The organism is Bradyrhizobium tropiciagri, from assembly GCF_001189845.1.
Classification (GTDB): Bacteria; Pseudomonadota; Alphaproteobacteria; order Rhizobiales; family Xanthobacteraceae; genus Bradyrhizobium; species Bradyrhizobium tropiciagri.
Genome location: NZ_LFLZ01000001.1, coordinates 157,839 through 182,103 on the forward strand (window position 1 = coordinate 157,839; position 24,265 = coordinate 182,103).

Annotated in this window: 23 protein-coding genes and 1 pseudogene; 14 read left to right on the forward strand and 10 right to left on the reverse strand. The window is 64.7% G+C overall.

The genetic code is table 11. The features are described from left to right. Positions 1-28: 28 nt before the first annotated feature. Positions 29-2,401 carry a xanthine dehydrogenase family protein molybdopterin-binding subunit gene (locus AKN84_RS00730; RefSeq protein WP_050418869.1) on the reverse strand — a complete coding sequence of 791 codons (2,373 nt, stop codon included), beginning with the start codon at positions 2,399-2,401 and terminating at the stop codon, positions 29-31. Between the two features lie 197 nt (positions 2,402-2,598). Between AKN84_RS00730 and AKN84_RS00735 the strand changes: the two genes are divergently transcribed. From AKN84_RS00735 to AKN84_RS00745, 3 genes are all read left to right on the forward strand, one after another. Then, the gene (locus AKN84_RS00735) at positions 2,599-3,642 is read left to right on the forward strand and encodes a Ppx/GppA phosphatase family protein (RefSeq protein ID WP_128970290.1); all 1,044 of its coding nucleotides are present in this window, start codon (positions 2,599-2,601) and stop codon (positions 3,640-3,642) included. A 222-nt stretch (positions 3,643-3,864) separates the two neighbouring features. Continuing rightward, a complete protein-coding gene (locus AKN84_RS00740; RefSeq protein WP_050418871.1) occupies positions 3,865-4,560 on the forward strand; it encodes an RlmE family RNA methyltransferase in 696 nt (231 codons plus the stop codon). Positions 4,561-4,843: 283 nt separating this feature from the next. Continuing rightward, positions 4,844-5,572 (forward strand): Crp/Fnr family transcriptional regulator, encoded by a 729-nt coding sequence (locus AKN84_RS00745; protein ID WP_347337287.1) that lies wholly within the window; start codon positions 4,844-4,846, stop codon positions 5,570-5,572. A gap of 25 nt (positions 5,573-5,597) precedes the next feature. Here the strand turns inward: AKN84_RS00745 and AKN84_RS00750 are convergent, their stop codons facing one another. The 3 genes from AKN84_RS00750 to AKN84_RS00760 all read right to left on the reverse strand — a co-directional run bounded on the left by AKN84_RS00750 (position 5,598) and on the right by AKN84_RS00760 (position 8,558). Further along, a complete protein-coding gene (locus AKN84_RS00750; protein ID WP_050419063.1) occupies positions 5,598-5,795 on the reverse strand; it encodes a hypothetical protein in 198 nt (65 codons plus the stop codon). 115 nt (positions 5,796-5,910) lie between these two features. Beyond that, complete coding sequence (locus AKN84_RS00755) at positions 5,911-6,366, reverse strand: phasin family protein (protein ID WP_157863224.1); 456 nt, start codon at positions 6,364-6,366, stop codon at positions 5,911-5,913. Between the two features lie 704 nt (positions 6,367-7,070). After that, positions 7,071-8,558 carry a DHA2 family efflux MFS transporter permease subunit gene (locus tag AKN84_RS00760; RefSeq protein WP_050418873.1) on the reverse strand — a complete coding sequence of 496 codons (1,488 nt, stop codon included), beginning with the start codon at positions 8,556-8,558 and terminating at the stop codon, positions 7,071-7,073. Between the two features lie 141 nt (positions 8,559-8,699). Between AKN84_RS00760 and AKN84_RS00765 the strand changes: the two genes are divergently transcribed. The 6 genes from AKN84_RS00765 (at position 8,700) to AKN84_RS00790 (ending at position 13,804) form a co-directional block, all read left to right on the forward strand. Continuing rightward, complete coding sequence (locus tag AKN84_RS00765; RefSeq protein WP_050419064.1) at positions 8,700-8,945, forward strand: hypothetical protein; 246 nt, start codon at positions 8,700-8,702, stop codon at positions 8,943-8,945. Between the two features lie 191 nt (positions 8,946-9,136). Beyond that, positions 9,137-10,627 carry an IMP dehydrogenase gene (gene guaB, locus AKN84_RS00770; RefSeq protein ID WP_050418874.1) on the forward strand — a complete coding sequence of 497 codons (1,491 nt, stop codon included), beginning with the start codon at positions 9,137-9,139 and terminating at the stop codon, positions 10,625-10,627. 54 nt (positions 10,628-10,681) lie between these two features. Further along, a complete protein-coding gene (locus AKN84_RS00775) occupies positions 10,682-11,239 on the forward strand; it encodes a 4Fe-4S dicluster domain-containing protein (protein ID WP_157863225.1) in 558 nt (185 codons plus the stop codon). Beyond that, the gene (locus AKN84_RS00780; RefSeq protein WP_050418876.1) at positions 11,230-12,093 is read left to right on the forward strand and encodes a heterodisulfide reductase-related iron-sulfur binding cluster; all 864 of its coding nucleotides are present in this window, start codon (positions 11,230-11,232) and stop codon (positions 12,091-12,093) included. The genes AKN84_RS00775 and AKN84_RS00780 overlap by 10 nt, the downstream gene beginning before the upstream one ends. A gap of 207 nt (positions 12,094-12,300) precedes the next feature. After that, complete coding sequence (locus AKN84_RS00785; RefSeq protein WP_050419065.1) at positions 12,301-13,323, forward strand: NADP-dependent oxidoreductase; 1,023 nt, start codon at positions 12,301-12,303, stop codon at positions 13,321-13,323. A 187-nt stretch (positions 13,324-13,510) separates the two neighbouring features. Continuing rightward, a complete protein-coding gene (locus AKN84_RS00790; RefSeq protein WP_430649871.1) occupies positions 13,511-13,804 on the forward strand; it encodes a hypothetical protein in 294 nt (97 codons plus the stop codon). A gap of 172 nt (positions 13,805-13,976) precedes the next feature. On the opposite strand, the gene AKN84_RS00795 is transcribed toward AKN84_RS00790, so the two are convergent. After that, on the reverse strand, positions 13,977-14,813 hold the full coding sequence (locus AKN84_RS00795) for a metallophosphoesterase family protein (protein WP_050418878.1): 837 nt from the start codon (positions 14,811-14,813) through the stop codon (positions 13,977-13,979). A gap of 138 nt (positions 14,814-14,951) precedes the next feature. After that, entirely contained in the window at positions 14,952-15,374 is a 423-nt protein-coding gene (locus tag AKN84_RS00800) for a hypothetical protein (protein ID WP_050418879.1), read from the reverse strand. 159 nt (positions 15,375-15,533) lie between these two features. On the opposite strand from AKN84_RS00800, the gene AKN84_RS00805 reads away from it, so the two are divergent. Further along, positions 15,534-15,956, forward strand: coding sequence for an MAPEG family protein (locus AKN84_RS00805; protein WP_050418880.1), 423 nt, complete (start codon positions 15,534-15,536; stop codon positions 15,954-15,956). 22 nt (positions 15,957-15,978) lie between these two features. Continuing rightward, positions 15,979-17,277 (forward strand): RsmB/NOP family class I SAM-dependent RNA methyltransferase, encoded by a 1,299-nt coding sequence (locus AKN84_RS00810; protein WP_050418881.1) that lies wholly within the window; start codon positions 15,979-15,981, stop codon positions 17,275-17,277. A gap of 154 nt (positions 17,278-17,431) precedes the next feature. On the opposite strand, the gene AKN84_RS00815 is transcribed toward AKN84_RS00810, so the two are convergent. Then, positions 17,432-18,709, reverse strand: a complete 1,278-nt coding sequence (locus AKN84_RS00815; RefSeq protein WP_128970294.1) for an MFS transporter — start codon at positions 18,707-18,709, stop codon at positions 17,432-17,434. A 112-nt stretch (positions 18,710-18,821) separates the two neighbouring features. Between AKN84_RS00815 and AKN84_RS00820 the strand changes: the two are divergent. Then, positions 18,822-19,273 (forward strand): annotated as a pseudogene (locus AKN84_RS00820) (winged helix-turn-helix transcriptional regulator). A 219-nt stretch (positions 19,274-19,492) separates the two neighbouring features. Here the strand turns inward: AKN84_RS00820 and AKN84_RS00825 are convergent. Both AKN84_RS00825 and AKN84_RS00830 read right to left on the reverse strand, forming a co-directional pair. Continuing rightward, a complete protein-coding gene (locus AKN84_RS00825) occupies positions 19,493-19,852 on the reverse strand; it encodes a DHCW motif cupin fold protein (protein ID WP_430649872.1) in 360 nt (119 codons plus the stop codon). A gap of 190 nt (positions 19,853-20,042) precedes the next feature. Next, positions 20,043-20,414 carry a nuclear transport factor 2 family protein gene (locus tag AKN84_RS00830; protein ID WP_050418884.1) on the reverse strand — a complete coding sequence of 124 codons (372 nt, stop codon included), beginning with the start codon at positions 20,412-20,414 and terminating at the stop codon, positions 20,043-20,045. Positions 20,415-20,551: 137 nt separating this feature from the next. Between AKN84_RS00830 and guaA the strand changes: the two genes are divergently transcribed. Continuing rightward, positions 20,552-22,162: a glutamine-hydrolyzing GMP synthase gene (gene guaA, locus AKN84_RS00835; RefSeq protein WP_050419067.1), complete on the forward strand. Its 1,611-nt coding sequence runs from the start codon at positions 20,552-20,554 to the stop codon at positions 22,160-22,162. 291 nt (positions 22,163-22,453) lie between these two features. After that, positions 22,454-23,710, forward strand: coding sequence for a tyrosine-type recombinase/integrase (locus tag AKN84_RS00840; protein WP_050418885.1), 1,257 nt, complete (start codon positions 22,454-22,456; stop codon positions 23,708-23,710). Here AKN84_RS00840 and AKN84_RS44370 read toward each other — a convergent pair. Further along, complete coding sequence (locus tag AKN84_RS44370) at positions 23,664-23,960, reverse strand: helix-turn-helix transcriptional regulator (protein WP_128970295.1); 297 nt, start codon at positions 23,958-23,960, stop codon at positions 23,664-23,666. The genes AKN84_RS00840 and AKN84_RS44370 overlap by 47 nt on opposite strands. Positions 23,961-24,265 lie beyond the last annotated feature (305 nt).

The window sequence follows — 24,265 nt, forward strand, 5'->3', positions numbered from 1 at the left end:
AGAGCGGGGCGAGGGAGCAAACACGCCCTTACGCCGCGTTCGCCTTGGCGTCCTGGATCGCGCGCCAGACGCGTTCGGGCGTCAGCGGCATGTTGATGTGCTTGACGCCGTATTCCGACAGCGCGTCGACCACGGCGTTGACGATGCAGACCAGGCTGCCGGCGCAGCCGGCTTCGCCGCAGCCCTTGGTGCCGAGCGGGTTGGATTTCGCCGGCGAGGGATGATCCCCGACCTGCATCGACGGCACGTCGCCGGCGCGCGGCAGCGCGTAGTCCATGAACGAACCGGTGATCGGCTGGCCCGAGGCGTCGTAGCTGACCTCCTCCATCAACGCCTGGCCGATGCCCTGCGCGACGCCGCCGTGCAGCTGGCCGGCAACGATCATCGGATTGACCACGACGCCGAAATCGTTGACCGCCGAGTAGCGCACGATCCGCGTCACGCCGGTGTCGGGATCGATCTCGACCTCGGCGACGTGACAGCCGTTCGGGAAAGTCGACGCGGTCTCCTTGGTGGCGTGATCGACGTCGAGCGTGTCAGGCGTGCCCTCCGGCATCTTGCTTTCGCGCATCCGCTCGGCGAGCTCCATGATGCCGATCGAGCGGTCGGTGCCGGCGATGGTGAAGCGGCCCTGGCCGAACTCGATATCGGCCTCGGAGGCCTCCAGCATGTGCGCGGCGGCCTTCTTGCCTTTCTCGACAACGAGCGCAGAGGCCTCGACGATCGCCTGGCCGGTCGCCGTGATCGAGCGCGAGCCGCCGGTGCCGTTGCCGAACCGCACCAGATCGCTGTCACCCTGTTCGAGCGTGATCTTCTCGAAGGGAACGCCGAGCTGGTCGGACAGCACCTGCGCGAACGGCGTGGCGTGGCCCTGGCCGTAATCGAGCGTGCCGGTGGTGAGCTTCACCGAGCCGTCGGGCTCGAAGGTGATCTTGCCGAGCTCGCCAGACGGCGGCGCGGTGACCTCGAGATAGGAGCCGACGGCGATGCCGCGCAGCTTGCCGCTCTTCTTGCTCTCCTTCTTGCGCCTGGCGAAGTTGTCGTAGTCGGAGATCTCCAGCGCCTTCTGGAACACGCCGGCGAAATCGCCGCTGTCATAGGTGACGCCGGAGGCGGCGGGGAAGGGCAGCTGCGACGGCTTGATGAAGTTGCGCTTGCGCAAGGTGAAGCGGTTGATGCCCATCTCGTCGGCGGCGGCATCGATCAGCCGCTCCATGTAGTAGTTGGCCTCGGGCCGGCCGGCGCCGCGATAGGCGCCCATCAGCGTGGTGTTGGTCAGAACGGTCTTGATGTCGACGCCGAGCAGCGGCGTGCGATAGACGCTGGCGAGGTTCTTGCCCGTGTTGAGCGACAGCGGGCCCGGCGCGACGCCGGTGATGTAGGCGCCGAGGTTGCCGTAGCCGGACAACCGCACCGCGAGGAACTTGCCGTCGGCGTCGAGCGCGAGCTCGGCATGGATCAGCTGGGCGCGGCCCTGGCTGTCGGACAGGAAGCTGGTCGAACGCTCGTCGAGCCACTTCACGGGACGCCCGAGCTCGCGCGCCGCATGCGCGATGCAGGTGTATTCGGGATAGTTGAGGTTCTTCATCCCGAACGAGCCGCCGACATTGCCGGTCAGGATGCGGACCTTGTCCGCGGGCACATTGAGCAGCCGCGCCAGGATCGCCTTGTTGCCTGAAACGCCCTGGGTCGGGACCTGCAGCGTGAAGCGCTCGGTCTTCTTGTCGTAATGCGCGAGCGCGACGCGCGGCTCCATCGAGACCACGGCGACGCGGGTGTTGACGATGTCGAGTTTTGTGACGTGCGCGGCGCTGGCGAATGCCGCGTCGATCTTGGCGGTGTCACCATAGTGGTAGTCGAGCGCGACGTTGTTCGGGATGTTGTCATAGAGCTGCGGCGCGCCGGGCTTCGACGCCTCGGCGGCGTCGGTCACCGCGGGCAGCGGCTCGATGTCGACCTCGACCGCCTCGGCCGCATCGCGGGCCTGCGCCGCGGTCTCCGCCACCACGAAGGCGACGGGATCGCCGACGAAGCGCACCTTGTCAGTTACCAGCGCCGGGCGGTTGGTCTGCAGCAGCGGCGAGCCGTCGCGGTTCTTCAGCGGCAGGCCGCAGGTGAACGGCTTGTAGCCGGCGGCCGCGAGGTCGGCGCCGGTCCACACCCCGAGCACGCCCGGCATCGCCCTGACGGCTTCCGTATCGATCCCCTTGATGAGTCCGTGGGCATGGGAGGAGCGAACCATCCAGCAGATGGCTTGGCCGGGCAGGGAGAAATCGTCGGTGTATCTGCCCTTGCCGCGCACCAGGGTGTCGTCCTCCTTTCGTCGAACAGGCTGTCCGACACCGTATTTTTGCAGTGCGATAGCGTTTTCGAGGGAGGCGGGCGGCGTGTGATCTTGCATCGAAAATGACCTGAAATGCCCGGATTTGTTGGAATTTGGGGCGCTGAGGAGATAACGCACGCCCTCCTTAACGACAACGCCCGATTGGACATGGACCCAATGTGAACGGAGTTTGCGTAGCGCTTTGACGCTGCTAAAGTTTCCGTGAACGACAATTATTCGGCAGCCCCTTTGGGTCCTGCGGAAAGACAGTTTTGATGAACGACCATGTGCGGCTTTGCGACGGCCCTCCGGCCGGCGAAGCCCCGTCAGGGTTGGTTGCGGCAGCCGCGGATACTGGCGTCTACGCCGCACTCGATCTTGGCACCAACAATTGCCGGCTGTTGATAGCCTGTCCCACTGGCGACGGGTTCCGCGTGGTCGACTCCTTCTCGCGGATCATCCGGCTCGGCGAGGGCATCGCCGCGACCGGCTCGATCAGCGAAGCGGCGATCGAGCGCGCCATTGCGGCGCTCGCCATTTGCAGCGACAAGATCCGCTATCGCAAGGCCCGCCGGCTGCGGCTGATCGCCACCGAGGCCTGCCGCGCCGCCGGCAACGCGGAAAGCTTTCGCGCGCGCGTCGCGGCTGCGACCGGCATCGAGCTCGAGGTGATCGACCGCGAGACCGAGGCGACGCTCGCCGTGATCGGCTGCTCGCCGCTGCTCGACCCGAAAGGGCGGGGCGCCATCCTGTTCGACATCGGCGGCGGCTCGACCGAGTTGGTGCGGATTGAGCGCGATCCCGCCGCGCCCGATGCGCCGCCGCGGATCAAGGCGTGGATGTCGATCCCGCTCGGCGTCGTGACGCTGGCGGAGCATTTCGGCGGCAGGAACGTAACCCGGGATTTGTATGCGCAGATGATCGATGAGGTCGCGCGGCATGTCGCGCCGTTCGCGGCCGAGCATGGCAAGGATCTGCGCGACATGCATATGCTCGGCACCTCGGGCACCGTGACCACGCTCGCCGGCGTTTTCCTCAATCTGTCGCGCTACGACCGCCGCCGCATCGACGGCATCTGGATGAACGATGGCGACGTCACAGCGACGATCCAGAAGCTGCTCGGCATGAGCTACGAGGCGCGCGTCAACAACAACTGCATCAGCGTCGAGCGGGCCGACCTCGTGCTCGCCGGCTGCGCGATCCTCGATGCGATCCGCAACGCGTTCCCGATGCCGCGGCTCCGCGTCGCCGATCGCGGCCTGCGCGAGGGCATGCTGGTCGAGATGATGCGCGAGGACGGCGCGCTGCGGGCGTGCTAGAGCTTCTCTTGCCTCGCCCCGCTTGCGGGGAGAGGCCGGATCTTACGCAAAGCGCAAGATCCGGGTGAGGGGGACTCTCCGCGAGCTCATCTCTCACTTCTTTGACGAGGCAGCCCCTCACCGTAGCCGACGCTTTGCGTTGGCGTCCTTTTTAAGAACGGCGGCCGAAAGGCCGCCTATGCCTCTCCCCGCAAGAGCGGGGCGAGGGAGTAGAGAAGCAGTATGGCGAAAGACACCACCGGGCGGCTGCACGTCACGGTCAAGAGCGGCGGCAAGCGAAAGCTGTCGTCAAAACTCTGGCTCGAGCGCCAGCTCAACGATCCCTACGTCGCCAAGGCCAAGGCGCTGGGCTATCGCTCGCGCGCGGCCTTCAAGCTGCTCGAGATCGACGACAAATATCGCCTGCTCAAGCCGGGTATGACGGTGGTCGACCTCGGCGCTGCGCCTGGCGGCTGGAGCCAGATCGCCGCCAAGCGCACCGGCGCCGCCGACGGCAAGGGCAAGGTGGTCGCGATCGATCTGCTGGAGATGGGCGAGATCCCTGGCGTCACCTTTGCGCAGCTCGACTTCCTGGATCATGACGCGCCGGAAAAGCTGATCGCGATGATGGGCGGCCGCGCCGACATCGTGATGTCGGATATGGCCGCCAACACCACCGGCCATCGCAAGACCGATCAGCTGCGCATCATTGGTCTCGTCGAGACCGCCGCGCATTTCGCCGGCGAGGTGCTCAATCCCGGCGGGACCTTCCTGGCAAAGGTGTTCCAGAGCGGCGCCGATGCCGAGCTGGTCGGGCAGCTGAAGCGCGATTTCGCCACCGTCCGCCACGTCAAGCCGGCGGCCAGCCGGCAGGACTCCTCGGAGCGCTACGTGCTGGCGACTGGGTTTCGCGGGCAGCAGCCGTTGCGAGGAACGTAGCGACGGGGGTGGTGCCCCGGAAGAGGGCGACGCGCACCAAGCTGAAGCTTTTGGAACCCTTTCCCCTGCGGCGTATTCTATTTTCCCGGCGCGGTCTGTTCGTTGCGTATCTCGGCCTGACGCCACCACGGGATCCGTGCAACGAACCGCGCCTCCGTCTGGGAGATGTCCCGTGATGGAGTACAGGACGCGCATAGGCAATCGTCTTCTGGCTGCGCTGCCGCACGTAGATTTCGACCTGCTTGTGCCGCATCTACGCAAAGTATCGCTCGAACGCGACCTCGTGCTGGTGCGGTCGGGCGACCCTGTCGAACAGATCTATTTCCCGTGTACGGCATTGATCGCGTTCGTCATGGACATGCCGAACGGACAGGCCGTCGCGACCACGATGGTCGGCAACGAAGGTGCGGCGGGCATCCTGTCGACGCTGCGGCCGGTACGTTCGCCCATGACGGCGGTGGTTCGTGTCGCAGGCACCACATGGCAGATCTCGCCGGCGCGATTTCAGGCGGCGCTCGTGCGAAGCCACGCACTCGCGGATGCGGTGCAGCTCCATATGCGGTCGTTGCTGGTGCAGTTCCAGCATATGGCGGCGTGCAATGCGCTGCACTCGGTGGAAGCCCGTCTGGCCCGTTGGCTACTGCAGATTCACGACCAGATCGGCCAGGACACACTCCCGCTGACGCAGGAGACGCTGTCGGAATTGCTGGGCGTCAGGCGAACGACCGTAACCCACGTCGTGCAGAAGCTTCGCGCATCGGGGGCGATCCGGTCCAACCGGCGCAGCTCGATCGAGGTCGACAGGCAGGGCCTCGAAGCGGCGGCCTGCGAATGCTACGATATCATGCGAGACAGGATCGATCGCATCGTTTCGGCCGAAGGATTGAAACCGTCCGGTCGCGGTGCCGCGGCGCATGGGCCGCAGCGTTCGCACGCTCAACCATGGGCCAATGGCGACAAGGTTCAGGCACGTCCGCATGTAGCGGGGGCCTCGCGATCACGCAGCCATTGATCAACCTGTCAGGCGGGCGTCGATGTCAGGACGCCTCGAGCATCCGCTCGCCGGGTTCGTCGACCCAGGCGTCCCTGGCAAACCATTCGTGAGTGGTCCGGCAGATCGTGCAGTAGGTGCGCGAAAAGAACACCGTGCTGCAGCCAAATGTCTTGCGATCGGCTTTCTTGCCGGTTGTGATCGCGCGGCCTGTCCGCGGACATCTGATCATGATCGCGCCCACGGCGTCCTCCTCCAATGTCAGGTATTGCTGGATCCGCGCCCCTCGGCTGGACGGCGTCCCTTCTTGTGGGAGACGCTCGTTCCAGCCGGGGCTCCGGGAGCGGGTGGCTTGCTCCTCAGGAAGCTGTCTTCAACGCCCTTGCAAGGCTCTTCTTGAGCGGCTCGGAGGTCTCAGTCGCGACCCTCTTGGTGAGCTCCCAAAGCTCCTTGTTCTGCGCGGTGGTGACCTCGAAATTCCTGCGGCCATGCTCGGCCGAAAGCTGCATCGCCTCCGACAGTGACTTGGTGCCGGCAAGATCGGCCACGAAGGCGAGGGCCGAACTGGCGTTGGTGCTCGTGATCTCGACCAGCTTGGCTGCGTAATCCGCGGTGCCGCTGGCATTGATCGAATAGGCTTCCTTGAGCAGGAGGGTGATCTCTGCAGAGGCCTCCTTGACCTTCTCGAACTGTTCCTTTGCGCGCGTCGCATTTTGCTGGGCGATGCCCTGGAAGGCCTTGGGGAAGGCAAACACGGGCAGGCCGAAGCCGACTTTCGGATTGCCGTTCACTTCATTCGTATTCGCGTCACTCACTGGCTCTGATCCTTTCAAGCGAAACTCGATCAATGAAAACCGGGCCTTCCGTGGCGCACGGACGCCACGGAACGGAATCCGGAGCGCTTCCTCCTGCATGATTTCTGCTGATGCGGCGGTCACTGCGGGCCCGCTTGAGCCGAACTGTGCAGGATCGGCGGCGGCACTTCCGTTCGCTTTCTGACTCTCGCGTGGATTTTTTTGCAGGACCCGGCGTCGTCAGGATGGATGCGCGCAGGCGAACACTTCAACGTGGTCGATAGGAACCTGGAAGGACGGCCGGAGTCGAATCCCTGCTCCCGGCGCCAGAGCCCCCAAGGCCCACCGGGAGAAAACCCCCCACTGGGTTGGCGGCCTTGGTGCAGCAGCGTTTCGCGCACTGGGGCCGTTTGATGAAAAAGTGCTGGCAAAGCGCCATTCCCAGGCGCATATCCTGGCAATGGCGACAATTGTTCAATGCAATTGCGGCGCCGAGTACAGACGCACTGAAGAGAAGTTCTTGGTGCCGCACACGGGTGACGCGATCTGCACGGTTTGCGGAGCTGCGCTGGAATCGTGGCTGGAAGCGACCCACGTTCCCACATACGAACTTATTGAACGTCCGGATCGTCCACAGACAACCGGAATGACCGGCCATCCTTAGCGACCCGGTCGTGACGGACGGCGCGCTTGTACCGTGCCTCGCGAACAGCTCGCTCGATCGACTACCCCAGCCGCTGATCCCGCGCGTTCTGGGTGTCCTCGGTCGCGACCTTGACGGCCTCGGCGGCGCGACGCTTCTCGGCGCCCTTGCGGCTCGAGATGTCGATCGCCTTGCGGCCGGCGATCTCGTTGCCGGCGTCGACCGGCATCTGCCAGAAGAACCAGGCCGACGCAGCCGAGATCAGCGACACCACGATGAAGGCCGGTCCGAACACATCGGCCGAGAGCTCGGTCTGGTGATGCAGCGCCAGCGTGGTCTCGACCGAGAAGGCACCGACCGCGACGCCTGCGGACACCGCGAGCTGCTGGTTGACGCTGACGAGGGTGGTCGCGCGGCTCATCTGCGGCGGCTCGACTTCGGCATAGGCGACGGTGTTGATCGCGGTGAATTGCAGCGAGCGGAAGAAGCCGCCGACCACCAGGATGGTGAAGATCAGCATCAGCGGCGTCGAGATCGTGAACAGGGCGCAGGCGGCGAGGAAGGCAGAGCTGACCACCGCATTCACCGTCATCATGTTGCGGAAGCCGAAGGCCTTGATGATGCGCGCCGCCAGCGTCTTCATGCCCATGGCGCCGACCGCGGATGCAAACGTCACCAGGCCGGACTGGAACGGCGACAGGCCGAAGCCGACCTGCATCAATAGTGGCAGCAGGAACGGCAGCGCGCCGATGCCGAGCCGGAACATGAAGCCGCCGACGATCGACGCGCGCATGGTCGGCAGCCGCAGCAAGCCGAAATCGAGCACCGGCGAGCCGGTGCGCCGCGCGTGGATGACATAGAGGGTCATCGACACCGTGCCGACGCCGACCAATCCGGCGACGATCGGCCACGGCAACAGGTTGAGGCCGGCGACCGACAGCCCGAAGGCGATGCCGGCGAGCCCGATGCCGGCCAGCACCAGTCCCATCAGATCGAAGCGCTCGGGGGCCTCGCTCTTGATCGGGTCGATGTATTTCAGCGCGAGGAAGATGCCGAGCAGCCCGATCGGGATATTGATCAGGAAGATCCAGTGCCAGGAGAAATAGGTGGTGATGAAGCCGCCGAGCGGCGGCCCGATCACCGGGCCTATCAGCGCCGGGACCGTCACCCAGGCCATCGCGTTGACCAGCGCGCTCTTGTCGACCGAGCGCAATAGCACTAATCGCCCAACAGGCGTCATCATCGCCCCGCCGAGGCCTTGCAGGATGCGGGCGAACACGAAATCGGTCACCGAGGAGGACAGCGCGCAGCCGATCGAGCCCAGCATGAACACGGCGACTGCGCCCGCAAACACGATGCGGGCGCCGAAGCGGTCCGCGGTCCAGCCGCTCGCCGGGATGAACACCGCGAGCGACAGCAAATAGGACGTGATCGCGAGTTTCAGCGTCAGCGGGCTGGTGCCGATATCGGCGGCGATCGCCGGCAGCGAGGTCGCAATCACCGTAGAGTCCATGTTTTCCATGAACAGGGCAGTGGCCACGATGAGCGGGATCAGGCGTTGTTTGTTCATCAAAATAGGACAGCTGTGCTGAAAAAGGCAGGCGAGGGGGCCATATCATCCTGCCCTGAGCGGCGCTATTGCGGAACCGGCCAAACGCCCTAAATCCAGCGTGACGCTGGTATGCATCCGCCAGCGTTTGAGGTGCCTGCCGTGATCTACGTCCTCGCCGCTCTCTTGCCGCCGATCGGGCTGCTCCTGAACGGACAGCCGTTTTCGGCCATCTTCAATCTGGTCCTGATCGTGTTTTGCGCGATTTTCGGGCTGTTTTTCCATGTCTTGCTGCTGGTGCCGTCGGCCCATGCGGTCATCGCCGTCCACATGAAGCGGGAGGACCGGCGCCACCGCGAGATGGTCGAGGCGATCCGCCGGTACGGGCCGCCGCAGGGTTATCGCTAAACAGGCTGCCGGGGCCGTAAAAAAGCCTGTGCATGGCTGGCAAACACTTTGATTCGTCATGCCGCCATGCTATCGACCAGCGTCAACCCCACCGATGGGCGCCGATTCGACGGTGACGCAGCGCGCGTCGCCGCAGGCGGCGTTCATCCGTAAGACCCATTGCGGCTGCGGCCGCAGACAAGGAGTTGGCAATGGCCACGGGATTTCCGGCTATCCGAGAAGCGTTCACGTTCGACGATGTGCTTCTGAAGCCCGGTCTGTCCGACGTCCTTCCCTCGGAAGTCGATATCCGCTCGCGCGTCACCCGCGCGATCTCGCTCAATATCCCGATCATGGCGTCCGCGATGGACACCGTCACCGAGGCCCGCATGGCAATCGCGATGGCGCAGGCCGGCGGCCTCGGCGTCATCCACCGCAACTTCGATCCGGACGGCCAGGCCGCGCAGGTGCGCCAGGTCAAGAAGTTCGAATCCGGCATGGTGGTCAACCCGCTGACCATCGGCCCCGACGCGACGCTGGCCGACGCGCTGACCTTGATGAAGGAAAACGGCATCTCCGGTATTCCGGTCGTCACAGGTAGCGCCAAGAACGTGCCGGGCAAGCTGGTCGGCATCCTGACCAACCGCGACGTGCGTTTTGCCAGCGATCCCCGCCAGAAGGTCTCCGAGCTGATGACGCATGAGAACCTCGTGACCGTGCGCGAGGGCGTCAGCCAGGATGAGGCGAAGCGGATGCTGCACCAGCATCGCATCGAGAAGCTGCTCGTCGTCGACGACCAATATCGCTGCGTCGGCCTGATCACCGTGAAGGACATCGAGAAGGCGGTCGCCCATCCGCTCGCCTGCAAGGACGAACACGGCCGGCTTCGGGTCGCCGCCGCCACCACGGTCGGCGAGACCGGCTATGAGCGCACCGAGCGGCTGATCGATGCCGGCGTCGACGTCGTCGTGGTCGACACCGCGCATGGTCACTCGCGCCACGTGCTCAATGCCGTCAACCGCATCAAGCGGCTGTCCAATGCCGTGCAGGTCGTGGCCGGCAACGTCGCCACCGAAGGCGGCGCACAGGCCCTGATCGATGCCGGCGCGGATTGCATCAAGGTCGGCATCGGCCCGGGCTCCATCTGCACCACGCGCATCGTCGCCGGCGTCGGCGTGCCGCAGCTCACCGCGATCATGGATGCGGTGGCGGCGGCGAAGAAGGCCGACGTGCCCGTGATTGCCGATGGCGGCATCAAATATTCCGGCGACCTCGCCAAGGCGCTCGCCGCCGGCGCCGACATCGCGATGGTCGGCTCACTGCTCGCCGGCACCGACGAGACGCCCGGCGAAGTCTTCCTGTGGCAGGGCCGCTCCTACAAGGCCTATCGCGGCATGGGCTCGGTCGGCGCGATGGCGCGCGGCTCGGCCGACCGCTACTTCCAGCAGGACATCAAGGATACGCTGAAGCTCGTGCCGGAAGGCATCGAGGGCCAGGTGCCCTACAAGGGCCCGGTCGGCAACGTGATGCACCAGCTCGCCGGCGGCCTCCGCGCGGCGATGGGCTATGTCGGTGCGAAGGACATCAAGGACTTCCACGACAAAGCCGAGTTCGTCCGCATCACCGGCGCCGGCCTGCGCGAGAGCCACGTCCATGACGTCACCATCACGCGCGAAGCCCCGAACTATCCGGGCGGGGTGTAAACACTCCGTGCGTCATTCCGGGGCGATGCGAAGCATCGAACCTCGGGTGCGCAATTGCGCACCGGGGAATCTTGCGATTCCGGGCGCTGTCTGGACCTGATCGCCTTTGGCCCTCAAGCCGGAGTTGGCGGAGACGACAGCCTTGACCGCCAAGGCCCGAGGGCGCATTTTGCCCTCGATATGATCAGGCTTCCGCCGGCGCGCGCCGAAACCACCGAAGCTTTCCTGATGCAATCCGGCGCGGAGCTTGCCGCGCTGTGCACGGAATGCGGCGCGTGCTTCAACGCCTGTCCGATGGTCGACTACATCGATTTGCGCGGCGCTGATCCCAACATCGTTACAGGTGGATTGCGCCGGTTGGCGAGTGGTGAGGCCGCTCCAGACCAAACGGTGGCCTGGGTCGGCGCCTGCACCAAGAGCGGTCAGTGCGTCGATGCCTGCCCGCAAAAGGCCGCGGGGCTTGACGCCATGCTGCTGATCCGGATCGCCAAGCAACGCGCCATCAACGACACGCGCCAACTGCGCGCCAAGCAGGATCCCTCGTATTTCCCGCGCATCAAGACCTTCGCGCGACTCCAGCTCAGCGATGAGGAGCTTGAGACATGGCTGTAAGCGACAATCGCGTCACGTTCTGGTTCGGCTGCAACATGCTGCGCCACGCCGAAATGATCCGGCTGTCCATCATGCTGCTGGAGCGTGCAGGCTACGATGTCCGCGCCGCCGGCGGCCCGGCCTACTGCTGCGGCACCGCCCACGACCATCAACCGCATGCGGCGAGCAACATGGCGGGCCGGACCGTCGGCCGCTTCAATGAAGCCGTCGCGAAGGACGATCGCGGCACTGTCGTGACCTGGTGTCCCTCGTGCCACATGCACATGTCCGACATCATGGCGCCGGGCAACACGGTTGCGTTCGATATTGCGCACATTTCCGAATTGCTGGCCGCATCAATCGATCGGCTGGCGCCGCTGTTGACCATGCCAGTGCAGCGCCGCGTGCTGCTGCACCGGCATCTCGGGTTTTCAACCCACGTGCCGATCAACGATCGGATTGCCAGTATCTTGTCGCGAATACCGGGGCTCGAACTGATCGAGGGACCTGCGGTACCTGGCCACATGTGCAGCGGCATTGCTGCCGTGCCAGGCGCGCTGAAGGTGGTGATGGGCGAGACCTGGTCGGCGGCGGTCGCAAATCGTGCTGACACCGTGTGCACGATCCTTCATCCATGCCATCGCGAATTCGCGGTGCTCGACGGTCGCGACAACATCAAGGTCAGGAACTGGGTTCAGCTCGTTGCCGAAGCAATGGGGATCGAAGCCAGTGACGCCTATGTTGGCTGGCGCAATGGCGCCGCGCCCGATATCGCGGCCATCGAGCGTGCCGAGCCGTCGCGCTATCAGGCGCTGATTGAACCTGAACTGCGCGCACCGCCGTTGCTCGCGGCCTCCGCAATTGTGCCTGAGTAACGAGCCGGCCAGTCGCCCCGCCACCCGCCACCGTCATCCGTCCCGGAGTGACCGATTGGCCCTCGGGGGGCATGCCGGCATGACGCGCATCATTTCAAACAACATTTCAAACAAGCGCTACGCGAAAGAGCAAATCCATCTCCCTTGCGGGGAGGTCGATTGCATGACTACGTGTCCGCCACGAACAATCACCTCAAGAGGAAAATCATGTCCCAAGGAAAGCGCATCGTTCTGGCCTCGCGCCCGCACGGCGAGCCCACGCCGGCCAATTTCAGGCTCGAAGACTACGCGCCGCCGACACCGGGCGCGGGCGAGGTCCTGCTCCGCACCATCTGGCTGTCGCTCGATCCCTATATGCGCGGCCGCATGGCCGACGGCCCGTCCTATGCCGCGCCGGTGCCGGTCGGCGGCGTGATGGAGGGCGGCACGGTGAGCGAGGTGATCGCCTCAAACAATCCCGCCTTTGCCAAGGGCGATATCGTGCTGTCGCGCGCCGGCTGGCAGACCCATGTGCTGTCCGATGGCAAGGGGCTCGCCAAGATCGATCCGAAGATCGCGCCGATCTCGACCGCGGTCGGTGTGCTCGGCATGCCCGGCATGACCGCCTATACCGGCCTGCTCGAGATCGGCAAGCCGCAGGCCGGCGAGACGGTGGTGGTTGCGGCTGCATCCGGCGCCGTCGGTTCGGCGGTCGGCCAGATTGCCAGGATCAAGGGCGCGCGTGCGATCGGCATTGCCGGCGGCAAGGACAAGTGCGCCTACGTCAAGAACGAGCTCGGCTTCGACGAGTGCCTCGACCACCGCGATCCCAATCTCGCGGCGAAGCTGAAGGAAGCTTGCCCGAAGGGCATCGACGTCTATTTCGAGAATGTCGGCGGTGCGGTGTTCGACGCGGTGTTTCCGCTGCTCAATGCGTTCGCGCGGATTCCGGTCTGCGGCCTGATCGCGCATTACAACGACACCGAGGCGCACGCACCGAAATGGGCCGGCGCGATGATGCGCAACATCCTGACCAAGCGGCTGACCTTCCGTGGCTTCATCGTCAGCGACTTCGCCGCGATGCATGGCGACTTCCTGCGCGACATGTCGCAGTGGGTGCGCGAGGGCAAGGTCAAGTACAAGGAGTTCGTGACCGAGGGCCTGGACAGCGCGCCGGAGGCCTTCATGGGCCTGCTCAAGGGCGCCAATTTCGGCAAGCAGCTGGTCCGGGTCGGGCCGGACAAGGCTTGAGCGCATAGCGTTTTCGAGCGAAGCCCGTCCCGGACTTGATCCAGGATGGATACCGGTTCGCGTCAAGAAAACGCGTCAAAACGGGGCTTTCCAGCCCCATTCCGCGCAACAAAGTATCAAAAACGCCACATCGGCGGGCTTTTGGGGGCTTTTCGGCCCCCATTTGCTTGACGGGGACCCGGAGCAGTTGATTCAATATGGCTATATTTCAGGTGTAGCCATGGTTTTTGAAGCTATTGTTTTCGGGGTCATTGTTCTCGCCGTCGGCTATTGGGCGACGATGTTCCTCATGGGCCGCCGCGACGACGTCCTGCATGGAAAATTCGTCGAGGAGGAGCCGGCCGCCGAGCCGCCGGCCCGCTTCATGCCGCATGTGCCGCGCGCGCGGCCCGCGCCCGCAGCGCCGCAACCGAACAAGGACTCGCTGCAGGCGCTGCTCACCGTCATCAAGCGGGACCTGCACGACGCGGCACGGAGCTGACGCGCGGAGCCGGGTGCACACCGCTCCATCCACGTCATTGCGAGGAGCGAAAGCGGCGAAGCAATCCATTTGCCCACTTGCGGCGCGATGGATTGCTTCGCGGAGCCTGTCATCCGGCGGCGCTTCGCGCCGACCGGGTGGCTCGCAATGACGGTGGCAAGGAGTCTCGCCGTTAGGCCGGCTCTTTGCCGAGCAGCATGTCCAGATCGACATCGACCTGGCCCTTGGCCCTGACGTGGCGGACCTCGAAGCTGTCCGGCTGGAAGCGGTACTCGACAAGACCGACTTCCTTGACGCCGATCACTTCCTGCCGCGCATCTGAGATGATGAAGCCGGCCGAGGGCGCCCAGATGTGCCGGACATGCTCGAACGTGTAGTCGCGGCGCTGGTGCACATGACCGCTGCCGACCAGGCGCCAATCGACCTTGCCGAACATCTCGATCAGGCGGCGGCGTGCCGGCTGCGGCACGAAGCGGATCGCGGTCTCGGCGCGCTCGGCATCATAGGGCACGTCGAGATAGAGCGGCTTGTGCACGAACAGCGCGACCGGCCGGCCGACGGCCTTGTCGAGCGCGGCTGCGAGCCAGTCGAATTGCTCGGCCTCGCTGTCGAGGCCGGTGTTCATGATCAGGGAATTGAGGCCGATGAAGCACCAGCCGGCGGCGTCGAAATGCCAGCGGTCCTCGCCGAGCACCGAGGTGAAGGCGCCGCGCGTTTGTTCGGTCGGCAGTTGCGCCGGCACCGGGCCGACCGCAGTCGGATTGTCGCCGATGTCGTGATTGCCCGGTAGATAAAGGCAATCGACCGGCAGCGCGTGGTGCAGCTCCTTGGCGAACACCATGTCGTCGCGGCTGGTCGGCCCGTCGAACGAGACGTCGCCGGAGTTGAGCACGAGATCGGGACGCGTCGCGTCGATGTGCTCGCTGACGCGATGAAAGTTGTCGACGAGCGGCTTGAAGCGGCGCGCGAGATGGGTGTCGGAGATTTGGGTCAGGCGAAACTGGGGCATGCATCGCTCCTTTCGCTGGGAGCATAGGTCGGCGCGAAGTCGGAACGATGACGATTTCGTCGTCTTATTCGCTGCCCTGTTTGATGCGTTGTTTGATGTCTTGTTTGAAGAGCCTTGCTCGAAGCGTTGGTGTCGGCCCTAGATCGCGAACTGCATGATCGAAGGCGTCGACGCGGCAGGACGGACGTGGCTTCCGAGCAGTCCGGTGTTGGAATTTGTTCCCGTCACGGCCGGCTGTGCGTCGAGCCCAAGATGGGCCAGCGCATCGTGGCCCATGTCGTAGGCCGCATAGCCGAGCAGGGCGAGCAGCAGCGCCGCGGCGAGGCTGTGCCTGACGGTGTCGCGCGTCGAGCGATAACCGCTGCGGAAATAGACCGAGAGCAGGATCGCGACCAGCAGCGCCGCGGCGACGCCGGCGAGCCCCGACATCACCATGCCGAGCCCGCCATCCGCCGGATCGTCGAACCAGCCGATGCCGGGGTCGATCACCTTGAACAGGGAGGTGAGGAGGTCGCCGATGGCGGCCGCTGCCAGGGCCGCGCCGTCGAGGATGATGCGCATCGCGCCATCCGTTGGGAACTGAAACCGCCATTGGTCCCGGGAGTTGGTCCGCCGGGCTCGGATGATGGTTCAACGGGTTACCGCGTTCGCTTCATTGTCAGGGCCGCGGGCGGCGGCTAAGAGGGCGGCCGGGCGCCCGCGGCTGAGGGGAGATTCTTGATGTCAGTTCAAATGGTTCTATTGCCGGTCTTCATCCAGATTGGGCTGACCTTCGCGCTGTTGTTCACGATGGCGACGGCGCGCACGCGGACGCTGGCGAGCGGTGAGACCCGGATGAAGGATATCGCGCTGCGCGAGCCGAACTGGCCCGCCCGCGCCACCCAGTTCGCCAACTGCTTTGCCAACCAGTTCGAGCTGCCGGTGCTGTTCTATGTCCTGATCGCCATTGCGCTGCCGCTGCGCCGTGCCGATCTGTTCATCGTGCTGATGTCCTGGGTGTTCGTGGTGACGCGGTTTGCCCATGCCGCGGTGTTCGTCACCTCCAACGACGTGCGGCCGCGCTCGCTCGCCTGGTTCGCCGGCGTGCTGGTGCTGGCGGCCATGTGGCTGTATTTCGCGCTCAGACTGCTGCTGCTGATCTGATGCGCCCAACCGAAAGAGATCAATGACCCCCGCTGCCCGGCTCACCGCCGCGATCGAACTGATCGCCACCATCGACGCACAGCGCATTCCTGCGGCGAAAGCGCTGAAGGAATGGGGCACCGCGCACCGTTATGCCGGCTCCGGTGATCGCGCCGCGATCTCCGGCCTGATCTGGGACGTGCTGCGCCGGCAATCCTCCGCGGCCTTTCTGATGCAGGACGACAGCGCCCGCGCGCGCGTGCTCGGCATGCTCAAGCTCGAGCGCGGCATGGATATCCCGACGATCTCGGCGCTGTGCGACGGCGGCCGGTTCGCGCCGGATCCGCTGACCGCGGCCGAGGAGGCCGCATTGGCCTCGCGCACGCTCAAGGACGCGCCGGCCCACGTTGCGGGCGACTATCCGGACTGGCTCGATCCGCATCTGGCAAAGGTGTTCGGCGACGACCGCGCCGCGGAAGCGACCGCGATGGCGAGCCGTGCGCCGCTCGATCTGCGCGTCAACACACTGCGCGGCAAGCGCGAGAAGGTGCTGCCGCGGCTGTCGCATCTCGGCGCCAGGGAGACGCCGTGGTCGCCGCTCGGCCTGCGCATCGAGCTCGGCGCAGACGCGCGCAATCCCGGCATCCATGCCGAGGAGGATTTCATCAAGGGCGCCATCGAAGTGCAGGACGAGGGCTCGCAGCTCGCCGCGCTGTTCGCGGCGGCCAAGCCCGGCGAGCAGGTGATCGACCTCTGCGCCGGTGCCGGCGGCAAGACGCTGGCGATCGCAGCTCAGATGCAGGGCAAGGGACGGTTGATCGCGACCGACAGCGACAAGCGCCAGCTCGCGCCGATCCATGAGCGGCTGTCGCGCGCCGGCGTGCACAATTGCGATGTCCGCACGCCGCGCGGCGAGGAGGAGGTGCTGTCCGACATCAAGGCCTCCGCCGACCTCGTGCTGATCGACGCGCCGTGCACCGGCACCGGCACCTGGCGCCGCAATCCCGATGCCAAATGGCGGATGCGCCCCGGCGCGCTCGAGGTGCGGCTGAAGGACCAGGCCGAGGTGCTGGAGCGCGCGGTGCCGCTGGTGAAGGCCGGCGGCCGCATCGCCTACATCACCTGCTCGGTGCTGGCGGAGGAGAATGGCGAGCAGGTCAGGGCCTTCATCGCGCGGCATCCGGAGTTTTCCGTGCAGCCGCCGGAGCAGACCGCGTCGGTGCTGTGGGACAAGGCCGAGGCGTTTGGAGAGGCCGCGCTGCAATCGGCCGAGGGCCTGCTGATGACACCGCGCCGGACCGGTACCGATGGGTTCTTTGTGTCGGTGCTGAAGAAGGCGTGACGCTTTCTCCTCCGTCATTGCGAGGAGCGAAGCGACGAAGCAATCCATGGCTCCGCATATGCGGCACGGTGGATTGCTTCGCGGAGCCTGTCATCCGGCGGCGCTTCGCGCGACCGGGTGGCTCGCAATGACGGGGCGGGCAGTGTGCCAACTGCTATGACGCCGCCGAGCACACCCCCACCGGCACCGGCGTCCGGCTCACCGCGATCACCCAGAACAACAACGCGACGGCGCTGATCGCAGCGCCCAGCGCGCAGACGCCGATCCAGCCGGTCGCCGCATAGGCCATCGTCGAGCTGATCGCGCCGAACCCGGTGCCGATCGAATAGAATACCATGTAGCCGCCGACCAGCCGGCTCGCGGCATCGGGGCGCGCGGCAACGATCAGGCTCTGGTTGGTGACGTGGATCGCCTGCACCGCGAAGTCGATCATCAGCACGCCGACCACCACCAGCCAGAGCGACGTGTTGAGGCAGGCGATCGGCACCCAGCCGGCGAGCATCAAGAGCAGCGACAGTCCGGTGGTGCGCTGGCCCCAGCCACGATCGGCGAGCCGGCCGGAATTGCGCGCGGCGAGTGCGCCGGCAAGGCCCGCGATCCCGAGCATCCCGATCGTGGTGTGCGACAGCGACAGCGGAGGTGCTGCGAGCGGCAGCACGACCGAGCTCCAGAACACGCTGAAGCTTGCGAAGATCAGGAGCGCGAACACTGCACGCTCGCGCAACACCCGTTCCTCGACGAACAGCGCGACCGTCGAGCGCAGCAATTTTGCATAGGACGATCCGGCCATCGGCTGCGGCGCATGCCGCGGCAGCGCGCGCGCCAGCAGCGCCGCCAGCACCAGCGTCAGCGCAGCGGAAGTGAGATAGACCATGCGCCAGCCGCCGAGATCGGCCAGCGCGCCGGCGGCAAAACGTGCCAGCAGGATACCCGACACCACGCCGCTGGTGACGGTGCCGATGGTGCGGCCGCGGTCGGCGGGGGCCGCCAGCGTCGCGGCGTAGGCGACCAGCACCTGGATCACGACTGCGAGCAGCCCGACCAGCACCATGCCGGCGAGCAGCACGGCGGCGTTCGGCGCGGTGCCGACGATGGCGAGCGCAAGCGCCGACAGCACGGTCTGGCCGACGATCAGCCTGCGGCGGTCCCAGAGATCGCCGAGCGGCACGATCAGCATCAGCCCGAAAGCGTAGCCGATTTGCGTCAGCGTCACGACGCCGCCGATCACCGCGGGCGTGATGGCAAGATCGCGCGCCATGGTATCGAGCAGCGGCTGCGCAAAATAGATGTTGGCGACGCTGAGCCCGCAGGCGACGGCGAACAGCAGCACGGCCGCGGGTGAAAGCGCGCCTGCCGTCGCGTTGTCGCGCTTGCCGTCCGCTGTCTTGGTCTCCTTGGCCGGTGCGGCCTCTGCCATGGTCTGGTTGGTCATCTTGCCTCCACGCAATTCGCAATCTGGTCTTATAATGAGACCAGTTGCGCTCCGCGCTGTCTAGTCCTATTTTAAGACCAGTTCGGAATCGTGATCGAGGAGGAGAGCCGCGATGAAGCGGACCGGATTCGCCAAGGCGGACTGCCCGGTGGCGCGCGCGCTGGACGCGATCGGCGACTGGTGGTCGCTGTTGATCGTGCGCGACGCGTTCGACGGCCTGCGCCGGTTCGGCGACTTCCAGAAGAATCTCGGCATCGCCAAGGGCATGCTGACGACGCGGCTGCGCACGCTGGTCGAGCTCGGTGTGCTCGAGCAGGTCGCGGCGTCCGACGGCAGCGCCTATCACGAATATGTGCTGACGAAGCGGGGGCACGACCTGTTCCCGGTCGTGGTGGGCCTGCGGCAATGGGGCGAGGCGCATCTCTCGCCCGCGGCGAAGCCCATTCGGTGCTGCTGGACCAGGCCGGGCAGGCGGTCGGCCAACTCGTGCTGCCGTCGAAGAGCGGCAAGCCGTTGGGCTGGGCGGACACGAAGGTGAGGAAGGTTGCGGCGAAGCGGCGGTGATTACGGATGCAAGCGTGTGGATACTCCTTCCACGTCATTGCGAGGAGCGAAGCGACGAAGCAATCCATCGCGCCGCATATGCGGATGGATGGATTGCTTCGCTTCGCTCGCAATGACGGGCATAGAGCCGGGCTGTCGCCCTTCGAGACGGTGGCTTCGCGACCTCCTCCAGCGACAAAGGCGAAGCCTTTGCGCGGGGGTGACGGGAGAGAGCGCGCTTCAATCCACAATAAACAGCGTCGCACCGGTCGCCGTCGACGAGCGGTGCGCGGCGTCGCCGAAATCGGAGACCTGGTAGCTCATGCCGGGCCTCAGCGTGAATTTGCGGCCGTCGCGCAGCTCGGTATCGAGCTCGCCTGTGACGACGTAGAGTACATGACCGCGGTCGCACCAGTGATCGGCGAGATAGCCCGGCGAATACTCCACCATCCGCACCCTGACATCGCCGATGTCGAGCGTGCGCCACAGCGCTTGCCCGGTCTCGCCGGGATGCACCGTCGGCTCGACGTGGCTCCAGTCGGTGACGGTGAAGGGCAGGTCGGGATTTTCATCGGAGCGTTGTCCTGAAGTTTTGATCACTCTGGGCGTTTGCATCCACAAACGCAGGCGTCATCCCCGCGCAACGGCTTCGGCGTTGTCGCTGGAGGTGCGCGTCGAGCGGTGCGCAAGCAGCGCTCGGCGAGCCTCGAAGGATGGTTGGAGCCGGGCCGTCGCCCTTCGAGACGGCCGCTTCGCGACCTCCTCAGGGTGACGGATTACTCCAGCAACCTCAATGCACCAGATGGTTCGCCGAACCCTGCTTGATCTTGCCCTGATCATCGAGCCGCAGATACTCGCAGATCTTCTTGCCGCGTTCGTTCTGGTAGAACACCACGACGCTGTCGGGCGAGACGTAGAGGTCGATCAGCTCGAAATGCAGCTCCGGCAGTTTGGCAAGCGCCGCGCTCCAATAAGCCCGCAGCTGCGCCTTGCCGCGCACGGTGCCGGACGCGCCGAAGCCGAACGCCGGGATCCGGTCCGAGGTCATCTCGGTATCTTCCGAATACATCGCCAGCACGCGCTCGAGATCGCGCGCGTTCCAGGCGGCGACCCACTCGTGGCCGAGCGCGGTGAGGCGGGACGGGTCGTGAAAATCGGGCATTGCTTTCCTCCTTGGCGCTTATGGTCAAATTAGGTCAATAATATTGACCTATATCGATTTGTCCATGCCCAAAGAAGAATGTGGGCGCAACGCTGGCCGCGGTTGCGGGGGCGGGCGCCGTCGCGTATCTGCTTGCCATGACAGCCCAGCACACAGCCCAAGACTCGGTTCAAGCACCGTCGACGCCGTCAGTGGCCTCGGCGCATGACAAGATTCTGATTGTCGATTTCGGCAGTCAGGTGACGCAACTGATCGCCCGCCGCGTCCGCGAGATGGGCGTCTATTCCGAGATCGTGCCGTTCCAGAAGGCGGAGGCTGCCTTCAAGGAGATGAAGCCGAAGGCGGTGATCCTCTCCGGCGGACCCGAGTCCGTTCACGAGACCGGCTCGCCGCGCGCGCCGCAGCTGATCTTCGAGTCCGGCGTTCCCGTGCTCGGCATCTGCTACGGCCAGATGACCTTGGCGGCCCAGCTCGGCGGCGAGGTCGAGGGCGGGCATCACCGCGAATTCGGCCGCGCCGATGTCGAGGTGAAGACCGATAGCCAGCTGTTCGATGGCGTCTGGAACCACGGCGAGAAGCACCAGGTGTGGATGAGCCATGGCGACCGCATCACCAGGATGCCGCCCGGCTTCTCCGTCGCCGGCACCTCGCCGAATGCGCCGTTCGCGATCATCCAGGACGAGAAGCGGAAGTATTACGGCCTGATGTTCCACCCCGAGGTGGTGCACACGCCCGATGGCGCAAAACTGCTGCGCAACTTCGTGCGAAAGGTCGCCGGCCTCACCGGCGACTGGACCATGCGCGCCTTCCGCGAGGAGGCGATCGAGAAGATTCGTGCCCAGGTGGGCAAGGGCAAGGTGATCTGCGGCCTGTCCGGCGGCGTCGATTCCGCCGTCGCTGCGGTGCTGATCCACGAGGCGATCGGCGACCAGCTCACATGCGTGTTCGTCGATCACGGCCTGCTGCGGCTCGACGAGGCCAGGACCGTCGTCGACCTGTTCCGCAACCACTACAACATCCCGCTGGTCCATGTGGACGCGTCGAAAGAGTTTCTCGGCGAGCTCGCTGGGGTCGCCGACCCCGAGGTGAAGCGCAAGACCATCGGGCGCCTGTTCATCGACGTGTTCGAGGCGGAAGCCAAGAAGATCGGCGGCGCCGAATTTTTGGCACAGGGCACGCTCTATCCCGACGTGATCGAGAGCGTCTCCTTCACCGGCGGCCCGTCGGTGACCATCAAGTCGCACCACAATGTCGGCGGCCTTCCGGCGCGCATGAACATGAAGCTGGTCGAGCCCTTGCGCGAATTGTTCAAGGACGAAGTGCGCGTGCTCGGCCGCGAGCTCGGCCTGCCTGAAGTGTTCGTCGGCCGCCACCCGTTCCCGGGCCCGGGCCTTGCGATCCGCTGCCCCGGCGACATCACCAGGGAAAAGCTCGACATCCTGCGCAACGCGGACGCCGTCTATATCGACCAGATCCGCAAGCACGGCCTCTACGATGCAATCTGGCAGGCCTTCGCGGTGCTGCTGCCGGTCAAGACCGTCGGCGTGATGGGCGACGGCCGCACCTACGAATACGTCGTCGGCCTGCGCGCCGTCACCTCGACCGACGGCATGACCGCCGACTTCTACCAGTTCGACATGAAGTTTCTGGCCGAGACCGCGACGCGCATCATCAACGAGGTGAAGGGCGTGAACCGGGTGGTGTACGATGTGACGAGCAAGCCGCCCGGGACGATTGAGTGGGAATGATTCAGGCCCGTCCGGGACTATCCCGCTTTATCCAATTGTACGACGTAACAGACTGATTTTACGATCTAAATCGTCATCTACATTCGACAACTATCGGCGCGCATGAAACCGGACGGACGGAGCGCCTGACGGTGTCGCCGTCCATTGAAACAACCGATCCCGATCAATACCGTCATACGCGAAGATGCGTCTGACGGTATTTTTCTTTGCCTAAGTATCTGCAAAACAAGGAAATCTCCGGTCAAACGCGGCTCAAAAATAGCTGACGGTATTTGCCTGGAGGGAAAGTCCTTGCTGACAGACGCTGCGCTTAAGGCGCTGAGACCAAAGGAAAAATCGTACAAGGTCACCGACCGGGACGGCATGTACGTGGTTGTGTCGCCCGCCGGGACGCTGTCTTTCCGGCTCGACTACCGTCTGCATGGTCGACGCGAGACTGTGGTCCTCGGAAAATACGGCCCGACAGGGTTGTCGCTCGCACGCGCTCGCGAGAAGTGCATCGATGCGAGGCGCGCAGTCGGCGAGGGGCGGTCACCCGCTATCGAGAAGCAGCGCGAGAAACGGCGTCTTCTTGAAGCAAGGAGTTTTGGCGAGCTCGGGGAGAAGTGGCTCGTCGCGGCACCCATGGCCGACAGTACGCGGGCAATGCGACGGTCGATTTTCGAACGTGAGCTGCTTCCCATCTGGCGCAAGCGCCTTCTGAATGAAATCGCACCGGACGATCTTCGCGCCCATTGTGCTGCCATCGTGGAGCGCGGCGCTCCCGCAACGGCGATCCATGTCCGTGATATCGTGAAGCAGATCTACGGATTTGCGATCCTGCATGGCGAGAAGATCGCCAATCCAGCGGACGAGGTGGGACCCGCGTCGATCGCAAACTTTGTCCCGCGAGACCGCTCGCTTTCACCGACTGAAATTCGCATCATGGTCAAGCAGCTGGACCGTGTCGCGACATTGCCCACCATCCGACTGGGTATGCGTTTGTATCTGCTCACGATGGTCCGCAAGAGTGAATTGCTCGATGCCACGTGGGACGAAGTAGATTTCGAGAACGCAGTCTGGACAATTCCCAAGGAGCGTATGAAGCGCTCAAAGGCGCACAACGTTTATTTCTCGCGCCAGGTGCTCGATATCTTCATCGCGCTGAAGACCTGCGCGGGAAATTCAAAGTATGTGCTGCCGTCGCGCTATGACGCCGACGCTCCGATGTCGCGGGCAACGTTCAACCGGATCACATACTCGGTCGTTGAGCAGGCAAGCAAGGAAGGTCTTCCGCTGCAGCCGTTCACGGTTCATGACCTCCGAAGGACTGCGTCAACTCTTCTGAACGAGCTCGGATTCAACAGTGACTGGATCGAAAAGTGTCTCGCGCACGAGGATGGTCGCTCCTCGCGGGGAGTCTACAACAAGGCCGAGTACGAGGTGCAGCGTCGGCATATGATGCAGGAGTGGTCGAACATTATTGATGCCTGGGTCGGTGGCCAGAAATACATCCCGGTCCTCATTCCGCCTTCGATGCCGCTCCTGCAACCCGACCCGGCCCTTTAACCGGCCGGGTTCGGCGTTGCCTCACATCAGGGTGCGGCGCACGAGCAAGGGGTGTCGATCTGCGCGCAGCCAGCCAGGCTTCGACCTCAGCGAGGTCCCACACGACACAGCGGGCTGAGAGTGCGAACCGCCGCGGAAACTCTCCGCGCTGCTCCATCTCATAGATGGTGCTGTCGGCAAGGGGGACCATCTCGCGAAGCTGATCTCGTCGGATAGTGCGCTTGATGGGTGTGATTTCCCGACGTGCCATATTGCTGTCCTGGAGGCGATTGAATCCGATAAGTCCCGTGCAACTAGAGTTCTGGGCTCCATCCGGCAACCGCCTGGCCAGCGTGTCGCACAAAAAGAAACATTTGGCGGTATGGATGTGAAGGGTTTTGAGGCCAGTTCACTTGCGCGTTGCTAGTAAGAAACGATTCATGTCAGCGCGCGAAGGGCGGTAGTTTACTATCATCGCCAACCGTAAGCCCGCCGACCATTCGGTGTCGCACCGGCAAGCGAAATGTATCTAGTGGCGAGGATTATCCCGCGCTTCGTCTTCTTCGGCATAGTGCG